Consider the following 25,759-nt stretch of genomic DNA (forward strand, 5'->3'; position numbering starts at 1 on the left):
GCTGCCTCCGGCGGCTAGAGCAAACTCTTCAACTCTTCAGCGGCTTTGCGGGTCATGCCAGGCACAGCGGCGATCTCGTCAACGCTCGCCTGGCGAATACCGTCAAGGGAACCAAACGCTTTGAGCAAGGCGCGTTTGCGTTTGGGGCCGATCCCCGGAATCTCTTCGAGCGGCGAGCGGAGGGCGGCCTTATTGCGCAGTTTGCGATGGTAGGCGATAGCGAAGCGATGGGCCTCTTCGTCGATCCGCTGCACCAGTGCCAGCGCCTTGCTATCGCGGGCCAGCACGAGCGGTTCGCAGCCGGCGCGCACCAGATCAAACCGGTTGCGATCGGGGCCTTTGGCCACACCAACCACTGGAATCTGGGTAAAGCCTAATTCGTGCAAGGCGGCCTGCACCGCCGCCACCTGCGCCGGCCCACCGTCAACCAGCAGCAGATCGGGCAAATCGGCCCAGCGTTCGAGCGCCTGCCGATCGGCGTCGCTCGTCTCGGTCGCCGATGGCTCGCTGTCGCCTTCGATCTCGACGGCGGCAGCGGTCTGCTGCGCTTCGCCGAGAGCCTCGGCGGCGCGGCGGAAGCGGCGGCTGATCACCTCGCGTAGCGAAGCGACATCATTGGCACCGCTGACCGTCTTGATCTTGAAGCGGCGGTAATGGGTAGGGCGCGGCTCGCCGTGCTCGAAGACGACCATACTCGCCACCGACTGCTGGCCTTGGGTGTTTGAGACATCGTAGCACTCGATCCGGCGCGGCAGGGCGGGCAACTCTAGCAGATCGCGCAATTCGCTCAAGGCCGCGACCGCCCGTTGCTCGGAATTGAGCCACTGCTCGCGGATCTCGCGCAACTTCTGGCGGGCATTGGCGGCAGCCATCTCAACCAATTGCTTCTTCTCGCCACGGCGCGGCACGGTAATCTCGACCCGATGGCCGCTCTTCTGTTGCAGCCACGACGCGATAATCAGCGGCTCTTCGACATGATCGGCCAGCAACAGGCTCGACGGGATAGTGGGAGCATTCTGGTAAAACTGGGTGAGGAACGAAGTCAGCAACGCCTCGTCGCTCTCGTCTTCGGCTCCCTGCAAGGTGAACGGCTCGGCGTTAATCAGCTTGCCGCCGCGAATAAAGAGCACCTGCACCACGGCGCTGCCATCTTCGCGGGCAAACGCAATCACATCTTGGTCGGTATCAACCGTGCGCAACACCTGCTGGCGCTCGGAAATCTTCGCGATGGCTTGAATGCGATCGCGCAGGTAGGCGGCGCGCTCGAACTCAAGCCGCTCGGCGGCCTCTTCCATCTGCGCGCGCAACTCGCGCACGATTTGGTCACTCTTACCCTCAAGGAAGCGGCAAACCGAGTCGATTGCCTGCCGGTAAGCTTCTTTCGTCACCAACCCCGGCACACACGGCCCTAAACAACGGCGCATCTGGTGGTAGAGGCAGGGCTTACCGAGTTTGCGGTGGCGGTTGAACTTATCGTCTTTGCATTCGTAGGGCGGGCGGAAGGCGAACAGACGATTGAGAATATCGAGGGCATGGTAGACCGAGCCGGCACTGGCGTAGGGGCCAAAATAGCGCGCGCCGTCGTTGAGCACTTGCCGGGTGGCGAAGACGCGCGGCCATCCTTCGTTGACGGTAACTTTGATATACGGGTAGGTTTTATCGTCCTTAAGCAAAATGTTATACGGCGGGCGATGCTGTTTAATCAAATTCATCTCAAGCAGCAGCGCCTCTAACTCGCTCTGGGTGACGATAATCTCAAAATCGGCGATATGGCTGACCAGCCGGCGCGTTTTGCCATTGAGGCTGCGCGGCGAGCCGAAATACGAGCGCATCCGGTCGCGCAGCCGCTTGCTCTTGCCAACGTAGAGCAAGCGACCGGTGGCGTCTTTCCAGAGGTAGACGCCGGGCTGGTCGGGCACTAAGCGGAGCCGCTCGAGAAAAGCGGCGTGATCACGCACAGCAGTGTGAGAGAGATCCATACGCGGTAAGTATAATCCAAAACGAGTATATGTTCGGCGAATATAGCTAGGAATTTGTCCCTCTTCCTCAAGTCTCGCTGCTCGTGAATATGACCCTCGCCCCCCGGCCCCTCTCACACCTGACGGCGGGAGCGGGGAATGTTTTTACCGCAGAGGGCGCTGAAGTCGCAGCGGATGAACCATCCCCAAACATCTTTGCGCTCTCTGCGCTCTTCGCGCCTTTGTGTTTGAATCCTCCGCGGCTTTGCTCGCTTTGCGGTTTTAGAGCTGGCCGTCACCCCCCGCCGGCCCCCTCTCCCACTGAGGCGGGAGAGGGGGTGTGTTGGAATAGCTACAAAAACACACAAACATAGTTTGTTTTTGTGGGTTTTGTGGCAGTTGCGCGCTCGCCGGGAGCGCCCGGCCCTCAAGGGCCGGGCTAGGGTTACGAAGCCCGCGGCGCGGGCTACTGGCCTTCACTCCCGGCCCCCTCTCACACCTGAGAGCGGGAGAGGGGAGCGTAGCACCGGGCTTTACGGTATCGCCCAGCAATCAATGGTTGTGATCGATCAAACGTTCGGTCCGCCCCTCAACCGTGAACCGGGCAAGAGATGGCATGGCCAACGATGACGATCCGGTCACAATGTCACGGATTACCGCCCATATTCAGGTATTATTCATCTTCATGGTATATTGTCAATGGCGAGGGGGCGTGACGGCGCAGGATGGGCTGCGCAATGAGGCGGGCTGATCCTGTGCGCCGTTTATGACGGGGGCGCGCGGTGGTGCAGGGTAAAAGGCTGTCACCGGATGGTAGGTGTGGATATGGCATCGATTGTTTCATCATCACAACCCACAATGAAACCAAAACCGCAACCACGGTTGCGCTATTCACCGCGCTGGATCGGGGTCGGGCTGGCGGGCGGGGTGCTAGTAAGTGTGGTCAGTGTTTACGGCGGGCCGGTGGTAGCAGCGACGTTGGCCGGGGCAGGAGCGGTGGGGGCCGGCTATGTGCTGGCGATTGAGCCGCAGCGGTTACAGTTGGTTGAGCACGAACTGCCGTTTGCCGATTTGCCCGCCGGTCTTGATGGGTTGACGATCGGCCAGTTGAGCGATTTGCACCTTGGCCATCGCTACAGTTTTGCCAATGCCCAACGCGCAATCGAGCATCTGCAGGCGGCGCAGCCGGAGCTGATCGTGTTGACCGGTGATCTGGTGCAGACGCGGGCGGCGATTGCGCGGTTGCCGGAGGTGTTGGACCGGCTGCACGCGCCGCTTGGGGTGTATGCCGTGCCCGGCAATCACGATTATTGGGAGGGGATGCCGCACATTGCCGATCTGCTGCGCGAACATGGTATCCATCTGTTGATCAATCGCCACCGGCTGATCGAACGCAACGGCGCGCGGCTGTTGCTGGCCGGGATTGATGATCATTGGGATGGGCAGCCTAGCTTGGAGCTCGCATTGGGTGGCGCGCCAGATCACGACTTTCGCCTCTTGCTAGCGCACTGCCCCGACATTGCCGATGAAGCGGCGGCAGCCGGTTTCCACCTGCAACTTTCCGGGCACACCCATGGCGGGCATGTGCGCATGCCCGGTCTCGGCCCGCTCTGCTTGCCGCGCCACGGCTGGCGTTACGACATGGGCCACTTCCGCGTCGGTGCGATGCGCCTGTTTGTTACACGCGGAGTAGGCGGGTTGCCGCTGCGCTTTGGCTGCCCGCCCGAAGTTAGTTTGCACCGCTTACGTCGTGCCGGCGATTGAATTGGCGGCGGACGAACTGCCACATCGCGCGCACCCGGCGATCACGGCACAAGAGCAGCAACCCCAGCGCGACGAGCGGGATATCTGGCCAGAGGCTGATCGGGAATGTGCCTTGGCGCAATGAGGGTAAATTGGCGACGAGCCAGATGCAGAATGCGCCAAGGTAGCCAAACAGACCAGCCTTAATGCCGATCATCAAGGCCAAGGTGAGCAAGGCCAGCGGCCAACTGGCCGGATGTTCGGGAATGTGGCCGAAGAGCAGTGGCACGATCAACACAATCACCCCGGATACTGCGAGCACAATAGCGATCCAGCGGCGCAAGCCGGTGGGTTGCTCGAAGACGAGTTCGTTGCGATATGGTGCTGGCAGTGGCAGAGTCAGTTCAAGCAAGTTCGGGGGCGGGGCAAAGTCGTAGCGTTGGGCCTGCCACGCGAGGGTGAGGCCGGTTTGGTTCGCTTGAGACGCCAAGGTTGCCAATTCGGGCAGGTCAGCTAATGGCGGCGGCAGTTCGGCCAGATCGGTCGGAGCACCGGGAAGATGGATCGCCTGATCCGCCGGCACTTCAACCCGTTGGCGCACGGTCATTGAACACAGAATGCCGTATACCTGCCGGCCCCGGTACGGATCGATCAGCATCGCATCGCGGAGAGTCAGCGGGCCAACCGCGCGCTGGATCCACGCGGTGAGCAATTCGTCGAGCAGGGCATGGCCGTCGGGATCAAGCACCTGATCAAAGTCGCCGGCGCGCAAACGAGCGCGGATCGCTTCGGGTGACTGGGTGCGAACGATGTCGATCACCTGTGCGCGGTCGTAGCTGACGATAGCGGGTTGGATCATAGCTGTGCTCTTGTGCTTGCGTCCGGCCCGGTGGGGGCAGGTTTGCTGCTTGGCCCTTCGGCGCCAGGCGATGCGTGCGCTACCCGCTGTGCGGGCTATTGGAGACGGGGTACCGGTATGCCCCGCCCACACCCGTATGATAGCGCAGAGCGGTGATGGTGTGTGCAGGTGCGTTCGGCCCTGAAGGGGGCGGGGAAATAGTTTACCGCAGAGGGCGCGAGGGATGATAACAGTTTCCCTGCGTCTGTTTTCGGAGTCGGACAGCCGTCCAGCGCGACAGCGGCTTGACTGGCTTAGCGGCGTTGGGGGTGTGCCCCCACCCCTAGCCCCTCCCCCGCTAGGGGGAGGAGGAGTTACTGCCGAGGGGGCTGAGGGCGCGGGTATGATAATAGTTTCCCTGCGTCTGTTTTTGGAGCCGGACAGCCGTCCGGCTCTACAGCGCCTTTGCTCACTTGGCGTCTTTGCGGCGCCGGACAGCCGTCCGGTGTTAGGCTCCATCCTTCTCCGCCACTTGCCAGCGGGCCAAGAGATCGGGCAGATCGGCAACGATTAGGTCAGGATGGATCGGTCCGACGGTCGCTTCTGCCGCCGTGCTGACGCCGGTCAAGACCAACGCTGACGGCATGCCGGCAGCGTTGGCACCGGCGATGTCGGTGTCAAGCCGATCGCCAACGACGAGGGTTTGGGCCGGGGTTGCGCCGAGGATGGCTGCGCCGATCAGAAACATCGTGGGGGCCGGTTTGCCGATCACCAGCGGCGTGACATCGGTGGCAGCGCTAAGGGCGGCGGCGATCGCGCCGGCGCCGGGGATCAGCCCCTCTTCGCTGGGAAAAGTGCGGTCAGGGTTGGTGGAAATGAAGCGAGCGCCGCGCCGGATGTGCAGGGTCGCCCGCTTGAGCCGCTCGTAGGTGAGCGTGAAATCAGCCCCCTGTACGACCAACTCCGGCGCGTGATCATCCTCGACGAAGTGGCCATCAGCGAAAAGCGCCTCGCGCAAGCCTTGCATGCCAACCACAAACACCCGCGTGCCGGCTGGATACTGCTCGCGCAAATAGCGAGCGGTGGCCTGCGCCGACGTGATCACGCGCTCAGTCGGCAGCGCAATGCCCATCGCCGCCAGCTTGGCCTCGTACTGCTGCGGCGTCATCGAAGCGTTGTTGGTGATGCAGGCGAACGCGATCTGGCGTTCGCGCAAAAACTGCCACAGATCGGCCACGCCGGGCAGCGGCGTTTGCCCCCGGTAGAGCACGCCGTCCATATCGAACAATACAGCGCGGATTGTGGAGAATACCACCATAACAGCCGCTCACATTCGCTCTGGGGCTTGAATCCCCAACAGGGCCAAGCCGTTGCGCAGCGCATTGGCGGTCGCCGCCACAAGACGCAGCCGGGCAGCGCGCAGGGCCGACGTTTCGGCGCGCAAGACAGGGCACTGCTCGAAGAAGATGCCGAATTCGCGGGCAGTGGTATAGCACCAGTCGGCGATGACGAACGGCGCGTAGCGCGCGCCGGCCTCGCGCACCGCTTCGTGCAGCCGGGCCAGATGGCGGATCAGGCGCTGTTCGCTGGGGTGGGTGAGCAAGGCAGGATCGGCATCGGCTAGCGTAGCGCCTTCACCTTCACCGGCGGCACGGCGCAAGATCGAGCGGCAGCGGGCGTGCGAGTATTGCAGGTAGGCCGCGCTGTTGCCCTCGATCGAAAGCATGCGATCCCAATCGAGGGTAATATTGCGGCGCGGGTCTTGATACAGATCGTTGTAGATCACCGCGCCAATGCCAACCGCCTCGGCGATAGCGGCCCGCTCTTCAGGTGGCAGATCGGTGCTCTTGGCATCGACCAAAGCGCGCGCCCGCGCCACCGCGTCGTCGAGCAGGGCTTCAAGGTAGACCATATTGCCCTTCTTGGTCGAGAGGGGCTGGCCGTCAGGGGTGGTAATGACGCCGAAGGGCACATGCACCAACTCGACATCGCGGGCATAGCCCATCGCCCGCACGATTGCGAAGAGCTGGCGGAAGTGCAGCTCTTGGCGGGCATCAACCACGTAGATGATATGCGACGGGTTGAACTCTTGGAGGCGGAATTTAATCGTGGCGATGTCGCGGGTCATATAGACGGTGCCGCCGTCGTTACGTTGAATGATAAACTTGGGCAGCTTGTCGAGTTCGGCCACCACCGCGCCATCGACATCGCGGAACGCCGCTTCGGAGCGGAGCGCCTCTTCGATCACGCCGGGCAGCATCGCCTCGTAGAAGCTTTCGCCGTAGGCGTAATCGAAGCGGATGCCGAGCCGGTCGTAGTTCCGTTGGGCAGCCCGCAACGACAGATCAACACACCACTGCCACAATGAACGCGCCTCTGGATCGCCGCGTTCGAGGGCCAACGACCACCGACGGGCTTCTTCTTCCAACACCGGATCATCTTTCATCTCGGCGTTGTAGCGCGCGTAGAGTGCTTCAAGTTCGGCCATCGCCGCTTCGCCTTCGTTTTGGGGGCGGCCATAGCGTTGCATTGCGGCCAAAATAATGCCAAACTGCGTCCCCCAGTCGCCGAGATGGTTATCGCCGATCACGCGATAGCCAAGTGCGCGGAAGATATGCACCAGCGCCTGCCCGATAATCGTCGAGCGGATATGGCCGACGTGCATACGCTTGGCGATGTTAGGCGAGGAATAATCGATCACTACGGTGCGCCCGGCGCCATCGGCCACCGTCCCGTAAGCTTCACCGGCGGTCTCGATCTCGTTCAAGACAGTCACTGCCAGCCGTTGCGGGTGAAGTGAGAAATTGAGGAACGCACCGGTGGCTGTCACCTCACCGATCAGCGAGTCGGGGGGTGGCGCAATGGCGACAACCAGTTCCGCCGCGAGCTTTGCCGGGTCAACACCAAGTGCCTTAGCTGCCTTGAACGTAACGAACGTGCGGTCGGCAGGGATGTTGGGTTTGGGGGTAGTAATGTCGATCAGCTCTGCCGGTACTTTACCGGTTGCGACAATGGCATCTTTAATGTCGGTAATAAAGCGTTCGAGCGCATAGCGCATAGTCGTGCTCCCTTATGCTCATCTGACCTTTAGTATACCCGATGTCTGGCTGAATGCATACCACGCGCTACCGTTACCCTTTTACGAGCGGTCATCACAGGTGGAGTGAACAAAGTACTATTGCGCAGATGCGTGAATGTCGGTTACTGTGGAATTGCCGGCCAATGTTGGAACACATCATAGCAACAACGTCGTTGCAGAGATAGCGAGCAGATGACCAAGTCTGGAAATTAGCCAGCTGACAAACTCAGAAAGGACGATCCCAGCAATGCACTGTCGCCTTCCCACCCGATCTGGGGTAGTGTTCAGTATGATCAGCCTCACGCTGCTGATCATCCTCACACCGCTCTTGGCATGGACAGCTCCGACCCAAACGCAGGTTCTTTCACTTTCCGCCCATAGCTACGATCTCCAGATCACCGCCGGCAGCACACTCGCATGGCGCAACGACAGTTCCGGCTTTCACCGACTACGGGCCATTGACGGCAGTTGGGAGACGCCGCTTATCCGGCCCGGCGAGGTCGTGAACCAGACCTTCACCGTCAGCGGCCAATCGGCATTTTTGTGTGACATTGACCCAACGATGCGCGGCACGATCACGGTGCAGGCAGCTCATACCGTGTTCGTGCCGATGGTGGCGAGCCGAACATTTGAGCGTTGGTCGCAACCGCAGACGTGGGGTGGTCGTTTACCCCAAGCAGGTGACGCGGTGCAGATTCCAGCCGGCAAAGTGATCCTGCTCGACGTTAGCCCACCGCCGTTACAGAGTTTGCTCATCGAGGGTGAGCTCATCTTTGATCGGCGTGATCTGGATTTAACCGTCGGCTGGATTATGATCCACGGTCAAGGCCGCCTGCGCATTGGCAGCCCCACCGAGCCATTTGCGCAACGAGCGACGATCACCCTGACCGCAACCGATCCGAATGAAGATGTGATGGGGATGGGCACGCGCGGCATCTTGTTGATGGGAGGATCGTTTGAGGCGTATGGGGTAACACCAAACCATCCGTGGACGGTCTTGAACGATCATGCGGCTGCCGGTACGCGCGAACTGAGGTTGCGCGATACTGTTAACTGGCAGGTCGGCGATCAAGTGGTAATTGCGCCGACCGACTTCTTTGGTGTGGCCCAAACCGAACGCCTCACCGTCGAGGCGGTTGACGATATGCGGGTACGGTTGAGTGCATCGCTGCAACAAGCGCGGTGGGGCCGTTTGCAGTACGTGAGTAGCAGCGGGATGACGCTCGTGCCGACGAACGACGTAACATCGCTCGTCCTTGATGAACGGGCCGAGGTAGGGAATCTCTCGCGCCGGATTGTGATTCAGGGGGCCGACGATGATCGCTGGCGTACTGACCGTTTTGGCGCCCAGATGATGGTTATGAACAACGCCAGCCTACGGCTCGATGGCGTAGAGCTACGACGGGTCGGGCAAGGTGGGCGACTGGGTCGTTACCCTATCCATTTTCATTTGTTGTCGTATGATGCCAACGGCAACTGGACCGGGGACGCTACCAACAACGTGATCAGCAATTCGAGCATCTGGAACTCGGCCAACCGCTGCATTGTCATTCACGGCACGAACGGCACTACCATTCGTAACAACATCTGCTATGACATCGCCGGCCACGCCATCTTCCTTGAAGATGCGGTCGAACGGCGTAACGTGATTGAAGGGAATCTGGTGCTGCGTGTGCGTCAACCGCCACAGCCGTTAATTGCCAGCGACCGCAGCAGTTTTCGGCGGGGACCGTCTGGGTTCTGGCTGACCAACCCTGATAACACGGTACGGGGTAATGTAGCTGCCGATACTGACGGCAACGGGTTTTGGCTAGCCTTCCCCGATCAACCACTCGGTGCGAATAAGCGTGTACCGATACGGCCGGTTCATCTCCCGCTTGGCATATTTAGCCACAACGTCGCTCATTCTAACAGTAAACCGGGGATTAACATCGATTTTGCTCCGTTTGACGATGAAGGAAATACCAAAGAAATCAAATACATCCCAACCGTTAACGGTGAGCCATTCCGATTTGAAAATCGCGTGCGCTTCACGCTGAGCGACATTACAACCTACAAAAACAACGATAATGGGTTGTGGAATCGGGTATCGTGGCCCGATTATGTACGGTTCGTATCGGCAGATAACGTTGGGATGTTCTTTGCCGGCGCCGGTGATAATGGCAAGATTGTCGATTCGCTGATCATTGGGGAGAGTTTGAACAACCAATCGCCGCGACCGACAACCGATCAGCCCAACGCAGCGGTTGCCAGCTACCACAGCACGTTCGACATTGACAACAACGTCATCGTGAACTTTCCACTCCACAACCGACTCGACCGGGCCAGCGGTGCATTCGCCACCAATGACTACTATACTCGTGCAGTTGACCGCGGCTTGATCCGCAATCCGAATAACCGCCTGATCAATACTCACCCAGGTCGGCGGGTCATCTCACCGAACATCAACACACCTGCCGGCAATGCAGCGTTAGCCGGCGCATTGTGGGATCCACATGGCTACTGGGGGCCGCCCGGCAATTATTGGGTCTACGATGTTCCCTTCTTGACGGCGGGGCAATCATGTGTCACCGTTGCGCCGGTCGGTCAGAACGGGCAGAGTTGTCAAGGGCCGTACTATGGCGTGGGCGGTTTTCGCATCGACAACGGCGATCCGTATAAGCCGCGGATGCCGCTTACCGTCACCCGGCTCGACGCGGCCAACCAACCGATAGCGCAGTGGATCGTCGCTGAAGGAAGCGGCAGCGGTACTAACACCTTTGGCATCATGCCGTGGATGCGTCACTTCACCGCAGTTGCCGGTGGCCGGTATCGGGTCGAGTTCCGCGATGGAACGACAACGACACCGTCCCCTTTGCAAGAGTTGAAACTCACGCTGAGCAACATGCATACCACAGATGATCGGCTCATTTTGGCGCTTCCCTTTGGTGGAAGCGGGACGGTAGGAGCGTATCTGACCACGCGCGAAAACTATCAAGATGCGGCACCGGGTGCCGCCGAGCGGCGTGATCTCACACCGGTTACGTCGTTCGCGGCGTTGGTCGCTACCGACAATAGCTTCTGGCACGATCCGGCCTCGCAACAGGTATGGGTGAACGTGCAGGGTGGAGTACCGATTTGGAATTGGAGTGGCGGCCCGCTCGATCCGTTATCCGATCAAGCACTCTATCGCGAGACGATATTGCGGATCTACCGACCCTAAATCGCGGTGAATTCGGGATAAGGAGCTCCCTGGTATCAGCTTGGATTCACTAAAACAAGCATGCCGGGGAGCTTCCACCGGATCGTCTCATCAATTGTTCGGTGATGTTGCTGCCGGTATGGCGTCTAGGCGTGTCGTTGATCGATGCAACCGCTTAGGTGGTCGGCCCATCCCCAACATCTCCGATCACGGAGCGTGGAACAACCGCCATCGGGCGTTTGGGGCGGTAACTCCTCCTCAACGCGGTAATACACGACTTTCACCATGCCTAGCACAATCCCCACCGGTCGGTTTGGGGCGGCAACCGTCCTCTGATGTTCAACAATCACGACACCTGACGCCATCTGTTGTTCAAGCCTAGCCCTGTAAATGACCGTCAACCTGCTCCCGAATACGTGCGCAATCGCGTGGGCACATTATTAACCAAGGTTCCCTCGCCACAGCCGCATGACGCGCTCCTGCGCACCGTCAGCGTTGCACCGCTCACCGGCACTCGCTCCACCATGTAAATTGTCCGCATGCCGCTAATGAATACGATCCTGCTGCGGAAACGGGCGATGGTGGCAAGTTATTGACCGTTTCAAGCACACGTCAGCAAATGAGCTTTCGCGCCACCGACGTTCGATCACCTTCACGGTCAATCTGCGGTGCAGCCTGATTGCGTAGTACCGTCAGCCCAAGCAACCTTTTCTTGGATTGGACACCCTGACCACCGTGGTTACCTACCTCAAACTCACGGTACATCGGCTTCACGGCCACGTCACCGTCACCTCGACGTTGAGTCGATCGAGTGCGACGCCGGCATAGCGGCTCAGGCCAACCTCTTCTATCACCGGCTTCACCGGCTGGCCGGCAACCGTCATCGTTACGTCATAGCTGGCATCGGGAGGAAGCATGAACCGCACGTAGGCAGTACGACCGCTGCCGGTGACGTATAAGCGCAGGCCCTGCGCTTCGCGTTGCCAGCGATACGCGACATACCCATCAGAAGCGGGATAACGAGCGACGACGTATGCCTGCATGATAGCAGGTTCAGCCGGCCAGCGGGGGCTGATAATCGCATCATCGTAGCGGCTTGCGGTATCAACAATACCGGCCAGCCCTTCAAACAGCGCGCCGAGCATTGCGCTTGCGCCCCATCCATCGGTAGGGATAGTATCGGGACCAGAGATGCCGGGCCGGCCATCGGGGTAATACCACAGGTATGAGGCATTGGTCAGGCGCAGCAGATTGGCGTAGCGGCGAAGCTGATCAAGCCCATACGGCTCGAAGCCAAAGGTAAACGCGCCGCGGGCCAACTCACCGCCCACCAGCGGCATAATCCCGCCATTGACATACTCGCCCGGCTGCTCGCCTTTGCCGCCGGCCATGCCGAAACTACCCGGTGGGAAGGGCGGGTCGATGCTATACCATTCGGCAAAGGCCCGCGAAAAATCGCGCCGTTCATAGTAGCTGCCGATAATCGCCTGCGCCTGTGCTGCCGAGAGCACGCCACGGTTGAGCGCATACGCATTCGAGAGGCTCAATTGCTTGGCGGCATCGACTCCTGCTGGGGTAAAGGTCGGGTCTTCGGGGATGAAATGGGTGAAGAAGCGGCCATTCCACGCTAGCTCGTTCAGCCGCTGCATGATCTCATCAGAGAGTTGGAAATAGCGCTCAGCCCGCGCCGGTTCGCCTACCTGCTGCTCGATGCGGGCCAGCAACATCAGCGCTGCCGCCAAGCCAGTATTATCGCCATGGAACGTTCCCCAGATCGTGGCTGGTTCGATCCAGTGGCGTGGTGCGGGTTTGCCGTCGGGGCTCGTAGTAGTCGGGCCGTGGGCGAAATCCCACATATCGATGGTGTAGGGCCGGCGCACCAAACCACGTTCCGCATTCCAGCGCAACGGGTTGGTGGTGACGTACTCGACCGCGCGCCGCAGCGCCGGCAGATGGCTGCGCAGCCACGCATCGTCGCCGGTCATCTGCCACGCTTCGTAAACCCCTTGAATGTAAAGAAATTCAAGGTCGGATTCAACCTCTTTGCGGAACGCGGACACGTACCTTTCGGGGTAGTCAATCACATCGGGCAAGCTGCCATCGGGGAATTGGGCATCGCGGAAAGCGTCGAGCAAGCTGGTGACATCGGTTTCAAAATAGCGAAACCCGCGTCCCTGATAGACATGATCGCGTAACCAGAGCAGCGGATTATCGGGTGAGCGGTAGCCACCGATCAACCGACCGTTCAACTCGTAGCTTACCCGCGCCTCGGCCATAAGACGGCGAATACGTGGATAGAGCGAGTCGATGTCGCTTTGTCCGCTGATCAGCGCGGTCTGGGCATCGAGGGTGACGATCTGGCTGCGCGCGCCGGCCAGCCGGCCATCAACCAGCGCCACTGCCCACTGCGGGCCGAGCCCACCGCCTGCCGGTAAGGTGATCTCACCCGCACCATCGACGACCGTTGCTGTGCCTTCGGCGCTGATTCGCCCGGCAGCATCGTAGAGTTGCACTGTCACTGGGCCGCTGTAGGCGGGGATCCGCAGCGTGATCGGAACCGATTGTAGTGGCTGCACCGTTGGGGTTGGGGTAGCGAGCACCAGCGAAGCTTGCTGGGTGGCCGGCGGCGTCTCGATCACCAGCGCCGGTGTCCGCGCACGCCAATCGACGGGCAGCCGTTCGGCGGCAGCGCCGCCGTTTTCCAATGCGACGATCCGCAATGTCGCGAAATACTGCACTAACGCGCCGTCTACCCAGCGCGGTTCGCCGAGCGGCGGACCAATGCGCGATCCGCCGGCGGCTTGCCATGCGCTGCGGAACGGTTCGCGCAGTTGATCGGTTTGATTTGCAGGGGACGGACTGCAACTGGCGAGCAGAACGAACCCGATGAATACGATGGCAAGTTGCTTCATATCCGGCATTATAGCGGAAGATGGCGCTGGCTTAGGCAGGAATTGGCTGCATCCTGATCGATGGGGGAAGCGGCAGTTTCACTGCTGCATTCCATACAGGAGGTGCGCTGCGGGCTAGCGGTGTGCGCACTGGTGTGGCACTCTCTCTGGAGTGCGGCAGTAATACTGCCACACCAACGTATTTCTTCCCCGAAAATGAATGTGGGCGGGTGGTCGGTCAGCGTGTTGGCGAGTGCTCTCTAGATACAAGGCGGGCCAGCGGCCCGCGCCCCGGTGGGGGCGGGAGCGCATGCGGCAGTGGAACTGCCGCACTCCAGAGATATACGGCGGACCAGCGGCCCGGCGTGGAGAGCGGGCGGCTCGCCCGCGAGAGAGAACTCAGCCATCGTATTGCATTTGTCGGATGGCCCTCGTATACTGGCTATAATACCTCAAAACGCTCGGTCGAGCCGTTAGATTCGGTGTGCTGTGCGCCGCTGGATCAATTCCACATGGAAGGAACTGTTATGTCACGCCTGCCCGTGATCTTCATCCCCGGCTTTACCGGTTCGTTCAACCTGCCGGTGTTGCTCGACTGGCGCGGCCCTACCTTGAATGGCTGGGATTTTCCGCCGTTCGTCGATTATGGCAAAACGTTGCTGCAAACCTTTACGCAGGCTGGCTATCGCCGTAACCGTGATCTCTTTGTCGCGTTCTACGATTGGCGCAGGCCGGTCGAAGAGAGCGCGCGGCGCTATCTGACCGGCTGGATCGATCGGGCCAAAAAGGCCGCCAATGCCAACAAGGTTGTTTTGATCGGCCATAGTATGGGCGGCTTGGTGGCGCGCAGCTACATCCAATCGCCTGAATACCTGAGCCGTAACGATGTGGCGCGCTTGATCACGCTGGGCACGCCGCACCGCGGTTCAGCCGAAGCCTACACGGCGTGGGCCGGCGCCGAACCGCACGCCGATGAGACGCTGCGCACCGTGTTTGCCGTCTACTTGTGGTACTTGCGCCACATTCACCCGATCCAAACCGAACTCGACAAGGTGAAGACCATCCAAACCCAAGTGCCCGGTGTGCGTGATCTGTTGCCCATCGACGACTACCTGCTCAGCGGCAATCCGCCGCAGCTTAAGCCGATTACGAGGATGGTGAGTCGCAATCTGTGGGGTGAGATGGTCAATCAAGCTCAAGCGGTGGCCGACCTGACGCAGCGGGTAGCAGTGACGACAATTACTGGGGTGGGTTTTAACACGCTGAGCACTATTCTTGTCGGCCCGCCACCCACCGATCATGCCCTGCGCTATGCCGATGGCGTACCACTCAGCCGCCATTACGATGTGCAAGGAGATGGGACGGTGTTGCAGCGGATGGCAACGGTGCCGCAGGCCAACAATCTGCCGCCACTGGCGGTGAGCCACGGCGCATTGCCCAATAGCCCGCAGGCACTGGCGCTCGTCTGCCACGAGTTAGGCATTAGCCCCGGCATGTTGGGTGTGGTGCCAGCGGTTTCACCGGCGCCACCAACCCCGCGGCTAGTCGTGATGACGGCATCGCCGATTACAGTTGAAGTGGCCGTTCCAGCCGGGTTGCCGTTGGCGCCGGCTGGCGTGTTGGGCGCAGCGCCAACCCGTGCTCAGCGCCGACAGCGGCGGGTGCGCGGGCGAAATTATGGTCATGCCGGCAAGGCGCTCAATCTGGTAGTGATTGACAATCCGGTGGCCGGTGATTACCAGATTGCGGTGCATGGCACCGACTACGGCCACTTTGCGGTGGGGGCGATGCTGGTTGGCGCGGGAGAACCGCCAGTGCTAGGCGGTGTGGGGGCAACGGCGGCGGCTGAGCCGACAATTACGACGGTTGAGGGTGACATTGCCCGCGAGAGCGATCTCTTTTACACGGTCAGTCTCCGTAGCGCCGATGAGCCGCCGCAGGTTCATTTCGATGCACACCGCACCATGGTCGCCGCCGTCGAACGGCTAGGTTCGGCGATGAGCGAGCGGGGTGGCGTACTCGGCGCTGCGCCGGTGGTTGATGATCGGCTGGGTGGCGCGTTGCGCGGTGAGGCCGCCGCAGTAGATGCGATGATGGCAGCGCCGCTCGACCAGCGCCGCCAGATGATTGGCGAGTTGATCGAGTTGTGCAAAACGATGGTGGGTGACGACCGTGAGCGGGCGTTGGCGATCATCACTGCCTTCGAGCGGGTGCGAGAGGCGGTTGGTTAGGATGGAAGAGCGCGGCGGTAGTTACCACCACCGCGCCTTGCCATTACCGGGCCGGTTCGGCGGTCACCTCAACGGTGATGACACCGACATCAATCGAGCCTTGATTCGGTACTTCGACCGGCACTTCCCAAGCCATCCCCGAAAAGGCGATATATAGCATTTGGCGGCCTGATGGTACATTCGGCACCGTGAAACTGCCATCGGCGGCAACCGGGATTTCAGTCGGATTCGGCAGCACAAAGACGACGGCGCCGTCGGTTGGCGCGACCACACGCCCCACAATATCGCCGCGCCCGCCGGGTAGCGCAATCAAATTGCTGCGCCACAGTGCGACTGCTCCCATGATGACTAGCGCAACGGCAAGTACCGCGATGGCAATACGCACGATGCGCCTCCCGTGACCGGGTGGGATCAGCGGCGGCCGCCATTTGACGTAATAATCAGGATCGAAAGCGCCGCCGGTTGGGGGTGGATTCTGCGGCTCAGGCATTGCTCGCCTCCTTGGTTGATGACGCAGAGCACGCAAACCGGTGTTATGGTCGTCGCACGCTCAACTGGTCAAAACAGGCGCTAGAATTGTCCCAACTACGCAGACCGATACCGCCGCTGGTAAAACTGCTGTCGCGCACTTGCGCGACTGGTTTGCCGTCGATGTAGGCGGTAAAGGTATCGCCGCGCACTTCAAGCTGCACTTTCCGATCAGCGCCGTACCAATCATAACCGCGCGGCGCATCAACGCGAGCAATCGGCACTGTTAACTCGTTGCCATTGACCCACTTGCGAAAGATAAAGGCGCCTTGACCATACCCTGGATCGTATTGGAACGAGTAACCATTAAACCGCGCCCCACCTGAATCCCGGAAGAAAATGCCGTAGCCGTTGCCTTGCGTTAAGCGGGCAACATCAAGGTTGATCACATAGTCACTGCGGTCGAGGGGTTGATAGATTCGTCCGGAGCCGTCAATGCAAAGCCGGCCATCACGGATCTGCCAGCGTCCGTGGTGGATTGTCCAGTTATTAAGGTTTGCGAAATCTTCGCGCAACAGATCGCTACATGCCACCCCGAAGGCGCTCGTAGTGCGGCAGAGTGCGTCGCGCGTTCCTTCGCCAGTCAGCGATAACCCAACGACCACGACAGCAGCCACTAACCCGATCAGAATCGCCAACTCGGTAAATGATTGGCCGGCGTCGCTTCGATATGTGCGTTTCATGGTGACGCCTCCTTTGATCGCTCGCAAACGCAACGGTGTCTAGCAGTCAGCCGGTCAGGATGAATGATCAGTTTCACTGCCCTTCAGTCATTCACCGGCACGCCACATCTTCACCCGGTTGCTGTGGAAGGTGCTCTGACCGCCAAGATCGGCCAAGGCGTCGGGCGTTGTCCAATTGACATTGCGGCCATCGGGTGAGAGCACGGCCCAATGCCCTTTGGCGGCAAAGACGACACCCGGCGGAACGTTGTCGCTGATCACGGCGCGCAGCCGGCATTCACCGCGTTGATTGCCCACTACCACCTCACCTCCATCGCGAATCCCGCGCGCGGCGGCGTCAGCCGGATTGATTTCGATGCTCGGCGGCCCTTCTTTGGCGCGCAGGCTCGGCTGGTTGGCCATACTCGACGAGACGAAGTGATGCGGCGCAGCGGAGATGAGGGTCAGCCAACCCTCTTCCAGCGGATGCGCTACATACTCGGCGGGCGGCTCGTAGTGGGGCAGCGGGTCTAACCCCTGCGCCGCCATCGTTGCGCTCCACAGCTCGACCTTGCCTGACGGCGTCGGGAAGTGGCCATCAGTGAACGGCACTTCGGTTTCCGGTGTCAACGCCAACCGCACTGTCCCCTCGCGTTGCAACCGCTCGTAGGTGATCCCGGCCAGAAACGGATTCCAGGCTCGGGAAGCGTCGAGCACGCCGCGAATCGCTTCCTCAGCACTCTCGTGCAGCCACGGCTCGGTATAACCCATCGCCGCCGCCAGCAAGCGGGTCACGTCCCAATTGCTCTTCGCTTCCCCCAACGGCGCAATCGCCGGTTGGTTGAGCGTGAGGTAACGGTGGCCGTAGGCGCGGTGCAGATCGAGATGTTCAAGCTGGCTGGTCGCCGGTAAGACAATGTCGGCGTAGCGTGCAGTATCGGTCAGAAAGAGGTCATGCACTACGGTGAAGAGGTCGTCGCGCCGTAACCCCTGCTCGATCAAGCCGGCGTTGGGCGACGATGCTAGTGGGTTGGCGCAATAGACAAAGAGCGACATAATTGGCGGATTGGTCACCTCGCCGGTCAATGCCGCTCCCAGCCGGTTCATATTGATCATACGCGGAGTAGGCGGGCATTCAGCGCCATGCCCAACTGCGGCGCCATCCCACGTCGCGTAGCCGCCGGTGGAATAGGCGAACCCGCCGCCGCGCACGCCATACTGGCCCACCACCGCCGGCAGACAGAGCAGCGCGCGGAAGGTTTGGCCGCCATTCTGGTGGCGCTGGATGCCGTCGGCAGTCTTGATAATCGCCGGTTTGGTGGTAGCGTAGCGGCGGGCGAGGTCAATGATGGTCGCCGCCGGTAAGCCGGTAATTGCCGCCACCCGCTCAGGATCGTACTCGGCGGCGCGGGCGCGCAGTTCGCGCCACCCGATCGTATGCTGTTCCAGCCACGCTTCGTCGTGCAGGTGCTCGGCAAAGATCACGTGCATCATACCGAGGGCCAGCGCGCCGTCGGTAGCCGGATTAATCGGTAGGTGCAGGTCAGCCGAGCGGGCCGTCGCGGTGCGGCGCGGGTCAATCGCCACCACATACGCGCCGGCCCGTTGCGCCTGCCGGATGAACGGCATGGCGTGGGGGCCGGCGCTAGCTGGGTTGTGCCCCCAGAGGATGATCAGGCGACTGTGCAACAGATCGTCGTAATCGGGGCTGCGCCGCGCGCCGAGGGTGGCGTAGACAGCAGCGTGGGCAGCGGCGCAGCAGATTGCACGGTCAAGGCCGCTGGCCCCCATCCGGTTCCACAGCCGGGCATCGACGATCGCGGTTTGCAACAGCCCCAGCGTGCCGCTGTACGAATAGGGCAAGATCGCCGCCGCGCCATACTCGGCGATAATCGCCTGCCAGCGGCTGGCAATCGTCGCAATCGCCTCATCCCAACTGATCCGCTCCCACTGCCCGCTTCCCTTCGACCCCACCCGGCGCAGCGGATAGAGCAGCCGATCCGGACTGTAGACCCGTTCAAGATAGGGACGAACTTTGGCGCAGAGCCAACCTTGCGTGATCGGGTGATCGGGATCAGCATAAAACGCCACCGCGCGCCCATCACGCACTTCGGTGATAGTGCCGCAGGTATCGGGGCAATCGTGCGGGCAGCAGCCGCGAATCAGGGTTGTGGTCATAGCGCGCTCCAGTGTTTCTCTCTTGTTAGGCATATTGTAGCACTGCGAGCGAACGGCGCTGGAGCAACCCGCCGGATTGACCGTTTTGTCCTCGTTATCCCCATGTATTCCACTACAATAGATAGTAATGTGGATAACTGGCCGAACTTTGTGGATAACTTTTACATATCGGTGGATTACAAGTTGATGACAGTTTAGGGCGCTTTCCTCCTGTCATTGCAAGGGGGCGTAGCTCCCGAAGCAATCTCCTCCTTCAGCGGAAAGGGTGCCTCTTCCGTGCTCGCGGGGGATTGCTTCGCCGCCGCTGGCGGCTCGCAATGACAAGCGGGGCTGCGAGGGGGCGTGGTCAATTGTCATTGCGAGGGCGCGCAGCGCCCGAAGCAATCTCCTGCTTTAGCGGATGGAATGCCAGAGCGGGATGCATAACTTGCCAGCACAAGCGCCGGCCAATATGGTGATCGGTGAAGCCACTCTTGCACAACGCCGATCACTTGCGCCCCAATCTGTGCTATGCTGGGAAGGGAACCGAGCCGAGATCGATTGGCTGTCTTTCCCAAACCCGTATGACCCTCATTCTATTTGAAGATGAACTGTGGCGCCATTTTGCCACCTTAGTGCAGGCCCGTCCGGTCTTTGAGCTGCGTTGTGGCGCGTTCACCGCTTGCGAGCGGGCCGCGGCCATTCTTGGCCGTCCGGCGCGTGGCTTGGCCCGCCCGCACCTGATGCCGCACTTCGGGCCGCCGGGAGGGTTGGCTGAGCTGCTCGCCACTAGCGACCCGATCTTGTTTGTGAATGGGCGCGCGCTCAATTTGGAGTGGTTGCCGGCGCTTGATTGCGAGCCGGTGAACACGGTGTACATCGTGGGTGAGACGTTGCTCGGCGCGCGGGTGTCGCCGGCACTGGCCAGCGCGATCATCTATTATCTGCGTGAGCAGCGGGGTGAGGCGGCGCGCGATGAACTGGCGCGTTTTGCGCGAGTGGCGGAGCTGCAAGTTCCGGCGGCATTGCTTGTTTATCCGTGGGATCTGATTACCCAAGCCGGCGAGCAACTGATCCGCGATGAGCCGTTGCTCGCGCGCCGGTTGCCGCTCTTTACGGCTGATCAGCCGCACGTGATTACCCATGGCCGGCGCGTATATGTTGATCCGGCAGCGCAGTTGGCCGGGCCGGTGGTGCTCGACAGCCGCGATGGGCCGGTGTTTGTCGAGGCGGCTCAGATCGAGCCGTTCAGCTATATTCAGGGGCCGGCCTACATCGGGCCGGGGACGCTGATCGCCAGCGCGCGCATCCGGGCCGAAACCTGCCTCGGCCCGGTTTGCCGGGTCGGCGGCGAGGTCGAGGCGTCGATTATTCAGGGGTACTCGAACAAGCACCACGACGGCTTTCTCGGCCATAGCTGGCTGGGGGAATGGGTCAATATCGGTGCAATGACGACCAATTCCGATTTGAAAAACAATTACGGCTCGGTGCGAGTGTTGCTAGAGGGGATCGGCCAGATCGATACTGGCATTCTGAAGCTAGGGTGTTTTCTGGCCGATCACGTCAAACTGGGCATTGGCCTGCATCTGACCGGCGGCACCATGATCGGCACCGGCTCGAATGTGTTTGGCATGCACAGCGCACCCAAGAACGTGCCGCACTTTACATGGGGCGGCGAGGTGTTTCGCGAGTACCGGATCGATACGATGATCAGCGTGGCCCGGATTGTGATGGCGCGGCGTAAACGCGAACTGACACCGAGCTACGAGCAGGTGCTGCGCAAGGCGTTTGAGTTGACGCAGCCGAGCCGCGATGGTCTGGGGTGAGCGATGTCGTTTCGTCATTTGCCGAGCGTTGATGCCCTGATCCGCGAGGTGCGCGCTAGCCAGCCCGACGCGCCGCATGAGTTGCTGCGCGATGCGGCGCGGGTCGTATTAGCGCAAGCGCGGACAGCGATTGCTGCCGGCAGCCCGCCGCCTAGTTTGCCGGCGTTAGCGGCGGCGGTCAATGCCGAGCTGGCGGCTAGCGTCGCCCCCAGCCTACGCCCACTGATCAACGCCACCGGCGTGGTGATTCAGACCAACCTTGGCCGCGCCCCACTCAGCGCGGCGGCGCGTGCAGCGATGCAGGTAGTGGGGGCCGGCTACAGCAACCTTGAGTACGATTTGGTCGAAGGCGAACGCGGGTCGCGCCACGTTCATCTGGAGCAGTTGCTCGTGCGCTTGACCGGCGCGGAAGCAGCGCTGGTGGTCAACAACAACGCAGCGGCGATCTATCTGGCTTTGATTGCACTGGCCGCCGGACGCGAAGTGATTGTCTCACGCGGGCAAGCGGTCGAAATCGGCGGCGGCTTTCGCATTCCCGATGTCTTGCGCGCCAGTGGGGCGACGCTGGTGGAAGTGGGGACGACCAACCGCACCTATGCCCGCGACTACGCAGCCGTCATCACCGAGCGTACTGCGCTGATCCTGCGCGTTCACTCCAGCAACTTCCGCTTGATCGGGTTTGTGCATGAGCCGGAGCTAGCTGAGCTGGCCGAGGTGGCTCACAAGCACGGCTTACCGCTGCTCGATGATTTGGGCAGCGGGACGCTGATCGACACCCGCCAGTTTGGCTTGCAGGCCGAGCCGACGGTGCAAGCGAGCATTGCCGCCGGGACCGATCTGGTAACGTTTTCCGGCGACAAACTGTTGGGCGGGCCGCAGGCCGGCATTATCGTGGGCCGGCGCGATCTGGTGGGGCAATTGCGTCGCCACCCGCTCGCCCGCGCATTGCGGGTCGATAAGAGTACGATTGCCGGCTTGGCCGCCACGCTGCACAGCTACCTGCGCGGCGCAGCCCTACGCGAGATTCCGGTCTGGCAACTGATCAGCACGCCGGTGGCGGAATTGCAACAGCGGGCGGAAGCGATTGCAGCCACCTTAGTCGCTGCCGGCCTGCCGGCGCGCATCATCGCCTGTGAGAGCGCAGTCGGCGGCGGATCGCTCCCCGGCGCGACCCAGCCGAGCGCCGGCGTTGCGCTGACCCCGGCGACCGGTAATGCCACGACGCTGGCCGCGCGCTTGCGCGCCGGCGATCCGCCGGTGGTGGCCCGGATTGTTGATGAGCAGGTGGTGTGCGATTTGCGCAGCGTCTTCCCTGCCGAAGATGCCACGCTGACTGCGGCGCTGATTGCGGCTTACCGGTAACACAGGTACGCACTGACACAGTGTTTTCGGCGCTACCCAACAAGGTTTCACGATGAAGATCGCAGGTCTGTTGCTTGCTGCCGGCCAATCGACCCGGATGGGCCAACCCAAGCAGTTGCTGGATTGGCAAGGCCGGCCACTGGTCGCGCATATCGCTGCCGAAGCGTTAGCCAGCCAACTGGCCGGGCTTACGGTCGTGGTTGGCGCTGCTGAAGCGCAGGTGCGGGCCGCGTTGCGCGATCTGCCGGTGCAGATCGTTAGCAACCCGGCCTACGCCGAAGGGTTGGGTACCTCGCTCGGCGCTGGGCTACGCGCGTTGCCGGCTGATACCGCTGCGGCGATGGTTTTGCTGGTTGACCAGCCGCTGGTGACGGCGCGGCTGATCAACGAGTTGATCGACGCCTATCGCGCCGTGCCGGCTGCACTTGCGCTCGTGCCTGTCTACCGCGTCCAGCGCGGCAACCCGGTGATTGTCGCCGCCGCTCTGTTTGCCGAGCTGCAAACGCTGCGCGGCGATACCGGCGCGCGCGCCGTCTTCAGCCGCTACGCTGAGCAGATCGTCTGGCATGAAACGAACGATCCGGCGGTCGTTACCGACGCCGATACGCCGGAAGCGTGGCGCGCGCTGCAAGGGTAGAGTGCCGCCGCAGCGGACGGCAAACGCATCTTAAATAAGATATGGTATAATTGCATGATGTCACGTGGGAGCGTGAATGGGAATACGCTCCCAATAGTCTTTCTGTTCCGCCGTTGCGTCCGGATCGCGCCGCCGGGCGAGAGGCGAGCGGAACATCACCAGAGGAGGCTTTTGTGCGCGATCGTCGTCGAGAGTACGAGCTTGTCATCATTATTAGCCCGCTCTTCGCCAACGAAGAGGGGATCAATGCGAACATCGACCGGGTCAAGCAGACGGTCGAGCAACTGGGTGGGCAAGTCAACACGGTGAGCCAATCGTCGCCGTGGGGCCGCCGCAAGCTGGCTTACCCGATCCGCGAGTATGTGACCGGCGAAGCCAGCCGCCGCAGCTTCACTGAGGGGTATTACGTCTTCTTCACCCTCACCCTGAGCGCGTCGAAAGTGGCCGAACTAGATCGGGCGATCCGGTTGAACGACAACATCCTGCGCCACCTCTTGGTGCTGGTCGAGGACAAGGAAGTACAGTCGAGCTTGGTTGAGCCGGTCGAGCCGGAGTCAGAGGAAGAGCCGGCGCTGAGCGACGAATAACACCTGCGCCAGCGTGCCGGTGAAGACAGCAGTCCATCGTGGTGGAGGGCGCCATGGCGCGTGATTTGAATAAAGTCTTGATTATTGGTCGCCTTGGCGCCGATCCTGAACTACGCTACACCGCCGCTGGCACACCAGTGGCCGCCTTTCGGGTCGCTGCCAGCCGTCAATGGCGCGATCCCAACGGCAATCTACACGATGAGACCGAATGGTTTAATATCGTTGCTTGGAACCGATTGGCCGAAATCTGCCACCAGTATCTGAGCCGGGGGGCGCGGGTGTACATCGAGGGCCGCTTGCAGACGCGGACGTGGGAAGACCCCCAAACCGGGCAATCGCGTTCGCGAGTGGAAGTCGTTGCGCAAGATATGATCTTGCTTGAGCAGCGTGAATCGCGCGCCGATGATTCGCCGTCACGCCCGCCCCGCCGCGAACCGCCACCAGATATTGGCGATGATGACATTCCATTCTAGCCTATGTCACAAACACCCAAGCCGCCACGGAGCGCACCAGCGCCGGCGCAACCTCCCGCGCCGCGCCGCCCATCGCGCCGCCGTCTCGAAGAAGAGCGCCGCCAGCGTCTCGTGATTATCGCTACGGCGAGCGCATTGGCGATTGCCCTGTTAGCCATCGTCAGCGGGTTGATCTACGACCAACTGTGGATTCCCAGCCGGCCAGTGGCGCAGGTTGGTTCGGCGACGCTTACCCGCAGCGATTACTGGCGCGAGCGTCGTCTTGCGTACGCCCGCGAGGTCTACCAGAATTTCCAATTGCTCGACCTGTTTGGAGCCAGCAATCCGCAGATTGCCCAACAGTTTCAGGGGCGCAGCATCGTGATCGATCAGCAGATCCGCGGGTTGCGCAATGCTGCCATTGAAGATCGAATCGTTTCGGATTGGATTGATCGGCAGCTCAAGCAGCGGGCTGCGGCTGACTTCGGCATCACGATCAGCGATGATGCGGCAATCCAAGAAGCGGTGGCCGATTTGTCCTTTATCTTCCTCCCGCCGCTGCCCGAACCTGTTCCCACGCCTGATCCGAATGTAACGCCATCGCCGACGGTTGATCCGGCAGCGACCGCGACGCCGGAACCCACGGCGACACCATCGCCGACTCCCGGCGGGCCAACGCCAACTCCGGAACCGTCGCCGCCGCCTTTCCCAACCTTTACGCCAGTGCCGACGCCCCAACCTGCCGAGGCGCGCACCCAGTTTGATCAGATTATTGACGAGATTTATCGCCGTTATGAGCTTGAGCTGATCGCGACTGAGGAGAAGCCAGAGCTTAGCAAAGACGAGTTCCGCGAAGCGTTGCTCGGCCAGTACCGCGATCGGTTACTCAATGATCAGATTCAGGCCCGGTTGGTGCCGGAAGAAACCTTCGTCGCCAGCACTGAGCCAGAGCGGGTGCGGGCGCGCCAGATCTTGATCGCGGTCAACCCTCCGGCAGAAGCGACGACCGAGCAGATCGACGCAGCCTTTGCCACGGCGCTGCCGGCGGCACAAGAGCTGGTCGCCCAACTGCGGTCCGGGGCCGATTTTGCGACGCTGGCCGCCGAACGTTCCGACGACCCCGGTTCGCGCGAGAATGGCGGCGACATTGGTTCGTTTGATCGCAACGGCTTCGCTGATAACGGCGCAACCTACCCGCCAGAACTGGTGCAGGCAGCCTTTGCCTTGCCGGTGAACCAGATCAGCGATCCGATCCGCACCCAGTTCGGCTGGCATATTCTGGAAGTAACCGATCAGACAATTCCGTCGAAAGCGGATCAGTTGCAGAAGGCGCGTACCGAAGCGTTCGATCGCTGGATCGCCGAGCAACGGACAGCAGCCGATGTGCGGCGCTTCCCTGAGCCAACACCGACGCCGACGCCATTCCCGACCGAGCCGGTTCCGACACTGGTACCGACTTACCTGCCCGGCCCGCCAACACCGTTGCCAACGCCGACGCCGGCGCCGACCGTTGAGGTAACGCCGGAACCGACGGCGACAGTAACGCCGTAATTGGTTGGTGTTGATGCCGGTCTGGCAGGTGTGTTGCCACTTAGCCCTCATCGGTAAGGTTATGGAGTGCGGCCGT

The 25,759-nt window shown here is 61.3% G+C and carries 19 protein-coding genes; 10 read left to right on the top strand and 9 right to left on the bottom strand.

The annotated features are described in order from the left end of the window. Positions 1-14: 14 nt before the first annotated feature. Complete coding sequence (uvrC, locus tag U9R61_RS03535; protein WP_322487438.1) at positions 15-1,979, bottom strand: excinuclease ABC subunit UvrC; 1,965 nt, start codon at positions 1,977-1,979, stop codon at positions 15-17. 595 nt (positions 1,980-2,574) lie between these two features. Here uvrC and U9R61_RS03540 point away from each other — a divergent pair. Both U9R61_RS03540 and U9R61_RS03545 read left to right on the top strand, forming a co-directional pair. Beyond that, positions 2,575-2,709 (top strand): hypothetical protein, encoded by a 135-nt coding sequence (locus U9R61_RS03540; protein ID WP_322487439.1) that lies wholly within the window; start codon positions 2,575-2,577, stop codon positions 2,707-2,709. Positions 2,710-2,783: 74 nt separating this feature from the next. After that, positions 2,784-3,722 (top strand): metallophosphoesterase, encoded by a 939-nt coding sequence (locus U9R61_RS03545; RefSeq protein ID WP_322487440.1) that lies wholly within the window; start codon positions 2,784-2,786, stop codon positions 3,720-3,722. Here U9R61_RS03545 and U9R61_RS03550 read toward each other — a convergent pair. The 4 genes from U9R61_RS03550 to argS all read right to left on the bottom strand — a co-directional run bounded on the left by U9R61_RS03550 (position 3,688) and on the right by argS (position 7,597). Then, positions 3,688-4,308, bottom strand: a complete 621-nt coding sequence (locus tag U9R61_RS03550) for a hypothetical protein (RefSeq protein WP_416208812.1) — start codon at positions 4,306-4,308, stop codon at positions 3,688-3,690. The genes U9R61_RS03545 and U9R61_RS03550 overlap by 35 nt on opposite strands. Then, the gene (locus U9R61_RS19905) at positions 4,286-4,402 is read right to left on the bottom strand and encodes a hypothetical protein (RefSeq protein ID WP_416208813.1); all 117 of its coding nucleotides are present in this window, start codon (positions 4,400-4,402) and stop codon (positions 4,286-4,288) included. Before U9R61_RS19905 ends, U9R61_RS03550 begins: the two co-directional genes overlap by 23 nt. Before the next feature lie 645 nt (positions 4,403-5,047). Continuing rightward, entirely contained in the window at positions 5,048-5,857 is an 810-nt protein-coding gene (locus U9R61_RS03555) for an HAD-IIA family hydrolase (protein WP_322487442.1), read from the bottom strand. A 9-nt stretch (positions 5,858-5,866) separates the two neighbouring features. Next, positions 5,867-7,597 carry an arginine--tRNA ligase gene (gene argS, locus U9R61_RS03560; RefSeq protein ID WP_322487443.1) on the bottom strand — a complete coding sequence of 577 codons (1,731 nt, stop codon included), beginning with the start codon at positions 7,595-7,597 and terminating at the stop codon, positions 5,867-5,869. Positions 7,598-7,907: 310 nt separating this feature from the next. Here argS and U9R61_RS03565 point away from each other — a divergent pair, with 310 nt between their 5' ends. After that, a complete protein-coding gene (locus U9R61_RS03565) occupies positions 7,908-10,820 on the top strand; it encodes a G8 domain-containing protein (protein WP_322487444.1) in 2,913 nt (970 codons plus the stop codon). 749 nt (positions 10,821-11,569) lie between these two features. On the opposite strand, the gene U9R61_RS03570 is transcribed toward U9R61_RS03565, so the two are convergent. Further along, entirely contained in the window at positions 11,570-13,711 is a 2,142-nt protein-coding gene (locus U9R61_RS03570; protein WP_322487445.1) for a hypothetical protein, read from the bottom strand. Between the two features lie 506 nt (positions 13,712-14,217). On the opposite strand from U9R61_RS03570, the gene U9R61_RS03575 reads away from it, so the two are divergent. Further along, entirely contained in the window at positions 14,218-15,921 is a 1,704-nt protein-coding gene (locus tag U9R61_RS03575; RefSeq protein ID WP_322487446.1) for an esterase/lipase family protein, read from the top strand. A 43-nt stretch (positions 15,922-15,964) separates the two neighbouring features. Here the strand turns inward: U9R61_RS03575 and U9R61_RS03580 are convergent, their stop codons facing one another. The 3 genes from U9R61_RS03580 to U9R61_RS03590 all read right to left on the bottom strand — a co-directional run bounded on the left by U9R61_RS03580 (position 15,965) and on the right by U9R61_RS03590 (position 19,289). Next, positions 15,965-16,411, bottom strand: a complete 447-nt coding sequence (locus U9R61_RS03580; protein ID WP_322487447.1) for a hypothetical protein — start codon at positions 16,409-16,411, stop codon at positions 15,965-15,967. Between the two features lie 43 nt (positions 16,412-16,454). Beyond that, entirely contained in the window at positions 16,455-17,132 is a 678-nt protein-coding gene (locus U9R61_RS03585; protein WP_322487448.1) for a family 16 glycoside hydrolase, read from the bottom strand. Positions 17,133-17,219: 87 nt separating this feature from the next. Further along, entirely contained in the window at positions 17,220-19,289 is a 2,070-nt protein-coding gene (locus tag U9R61_RS03590; protein WP_322487449.1) for a molybdopterin oxidoreductase family protein, read from the bottom strand. Positions 19,290-19,852: 563 nt separating this feature from the next. Here U9R61_RS03590 and U9R61_RS03595 point away from each other — a divergent pair. The 6 genes from U9R61_RS03595 to U9R61_RS03620 all read left to right on the top strand — a co-directional run bounded on the left by U9R61_RS03595 (position 19,853) and on the right by U9R61_RS03620 (position 25,683). Then, a complete protein-coding gene (locus tag U9R61_RS03595) occupies positions 19,853-21,094 on the top strand; it encodes a putative sugar nucleotidyl transferase (protein ID WP_322487450.1) in 1,242 nt (413 codons plus the stop codon). Positions 21,095-21,097: 3 nt separating this feature from the next. Then, the gene (gene selA, locus U9R61_RS03600; RefSeq protein WP_322487451.1) at positions 21,098-22,456 is read left to right on the top strand and encodes an L-seryl-tRNA(Sec) selenium transferase; all 1,359 of its coding nucleotides are present in this window, start codon (positions 21,098-21,100) and stop codon (positions 22,454-22,456) included. Positions 22,457-22,508: 52 nt separating this feature from the next. Next, on the top strand, positions 22,509-23,093 hold the full coding sequence (locus tag U9R61_RS03605) for a nucleotidyltransferase family protein (RefSeq protein ID WP_322487452.1): 585 nt from the start codon (positions 22,509-22,511) through the stop codon (positions 23,091-23,093). A gap of 173 nt (positions 23,094-23,266) precedes the next feature. Beyond that, on the top strand, positions 23,267-23,680 hold the full coding sequence (rpsF, locus tag U9R61_RS03610) for a 30S ribosomal protein S6 (RefSeq protein WP_322487453.1): 414 nt from the start codon (positions 23,267-23,269) through the stop codon (positions 23,678-23,680). A gap of 53 nt (positions 23,681-23,733) precedes the next feature. Further along, positions 23,734-24,153 carry a single-stranded DNA-binding protein gene (locus U9R61_RS03615; RefSeq protein WP_322487454.1) on the top strand — a complete coding sequence of 140 codons (420 nt, stop codon included), beginning with the start codon at positions 23,734-23,736 and terminating at the stop codon, positions 24,151-24,153. Between the two features lie 3 nt (positions 24,154-24,156). Further along, positions 24,157-25,683 carry a peptidylprolyl isomerase gene (locus U9R61_RS03620; RefSeq protein WP_322487455.1) on the top strand — a complete coding sequence of 509 codons (1,527 nt, stop codon included), beginning with the start codon at positions 24,157-24,159 and terminating at the stop codon, positions 25,681-25,683. The last annotated feature ends 76 nt before the right edge of the window (positions 25,684-25,759 follow it).

The organism is Chloroflexus sp. (assembly GCF_034431535.1).
GTDB lineage: Bacteria > Chloroflexota > Chloroflexia > Chloroflexales > Chloroflexaceae > Chloroflexus.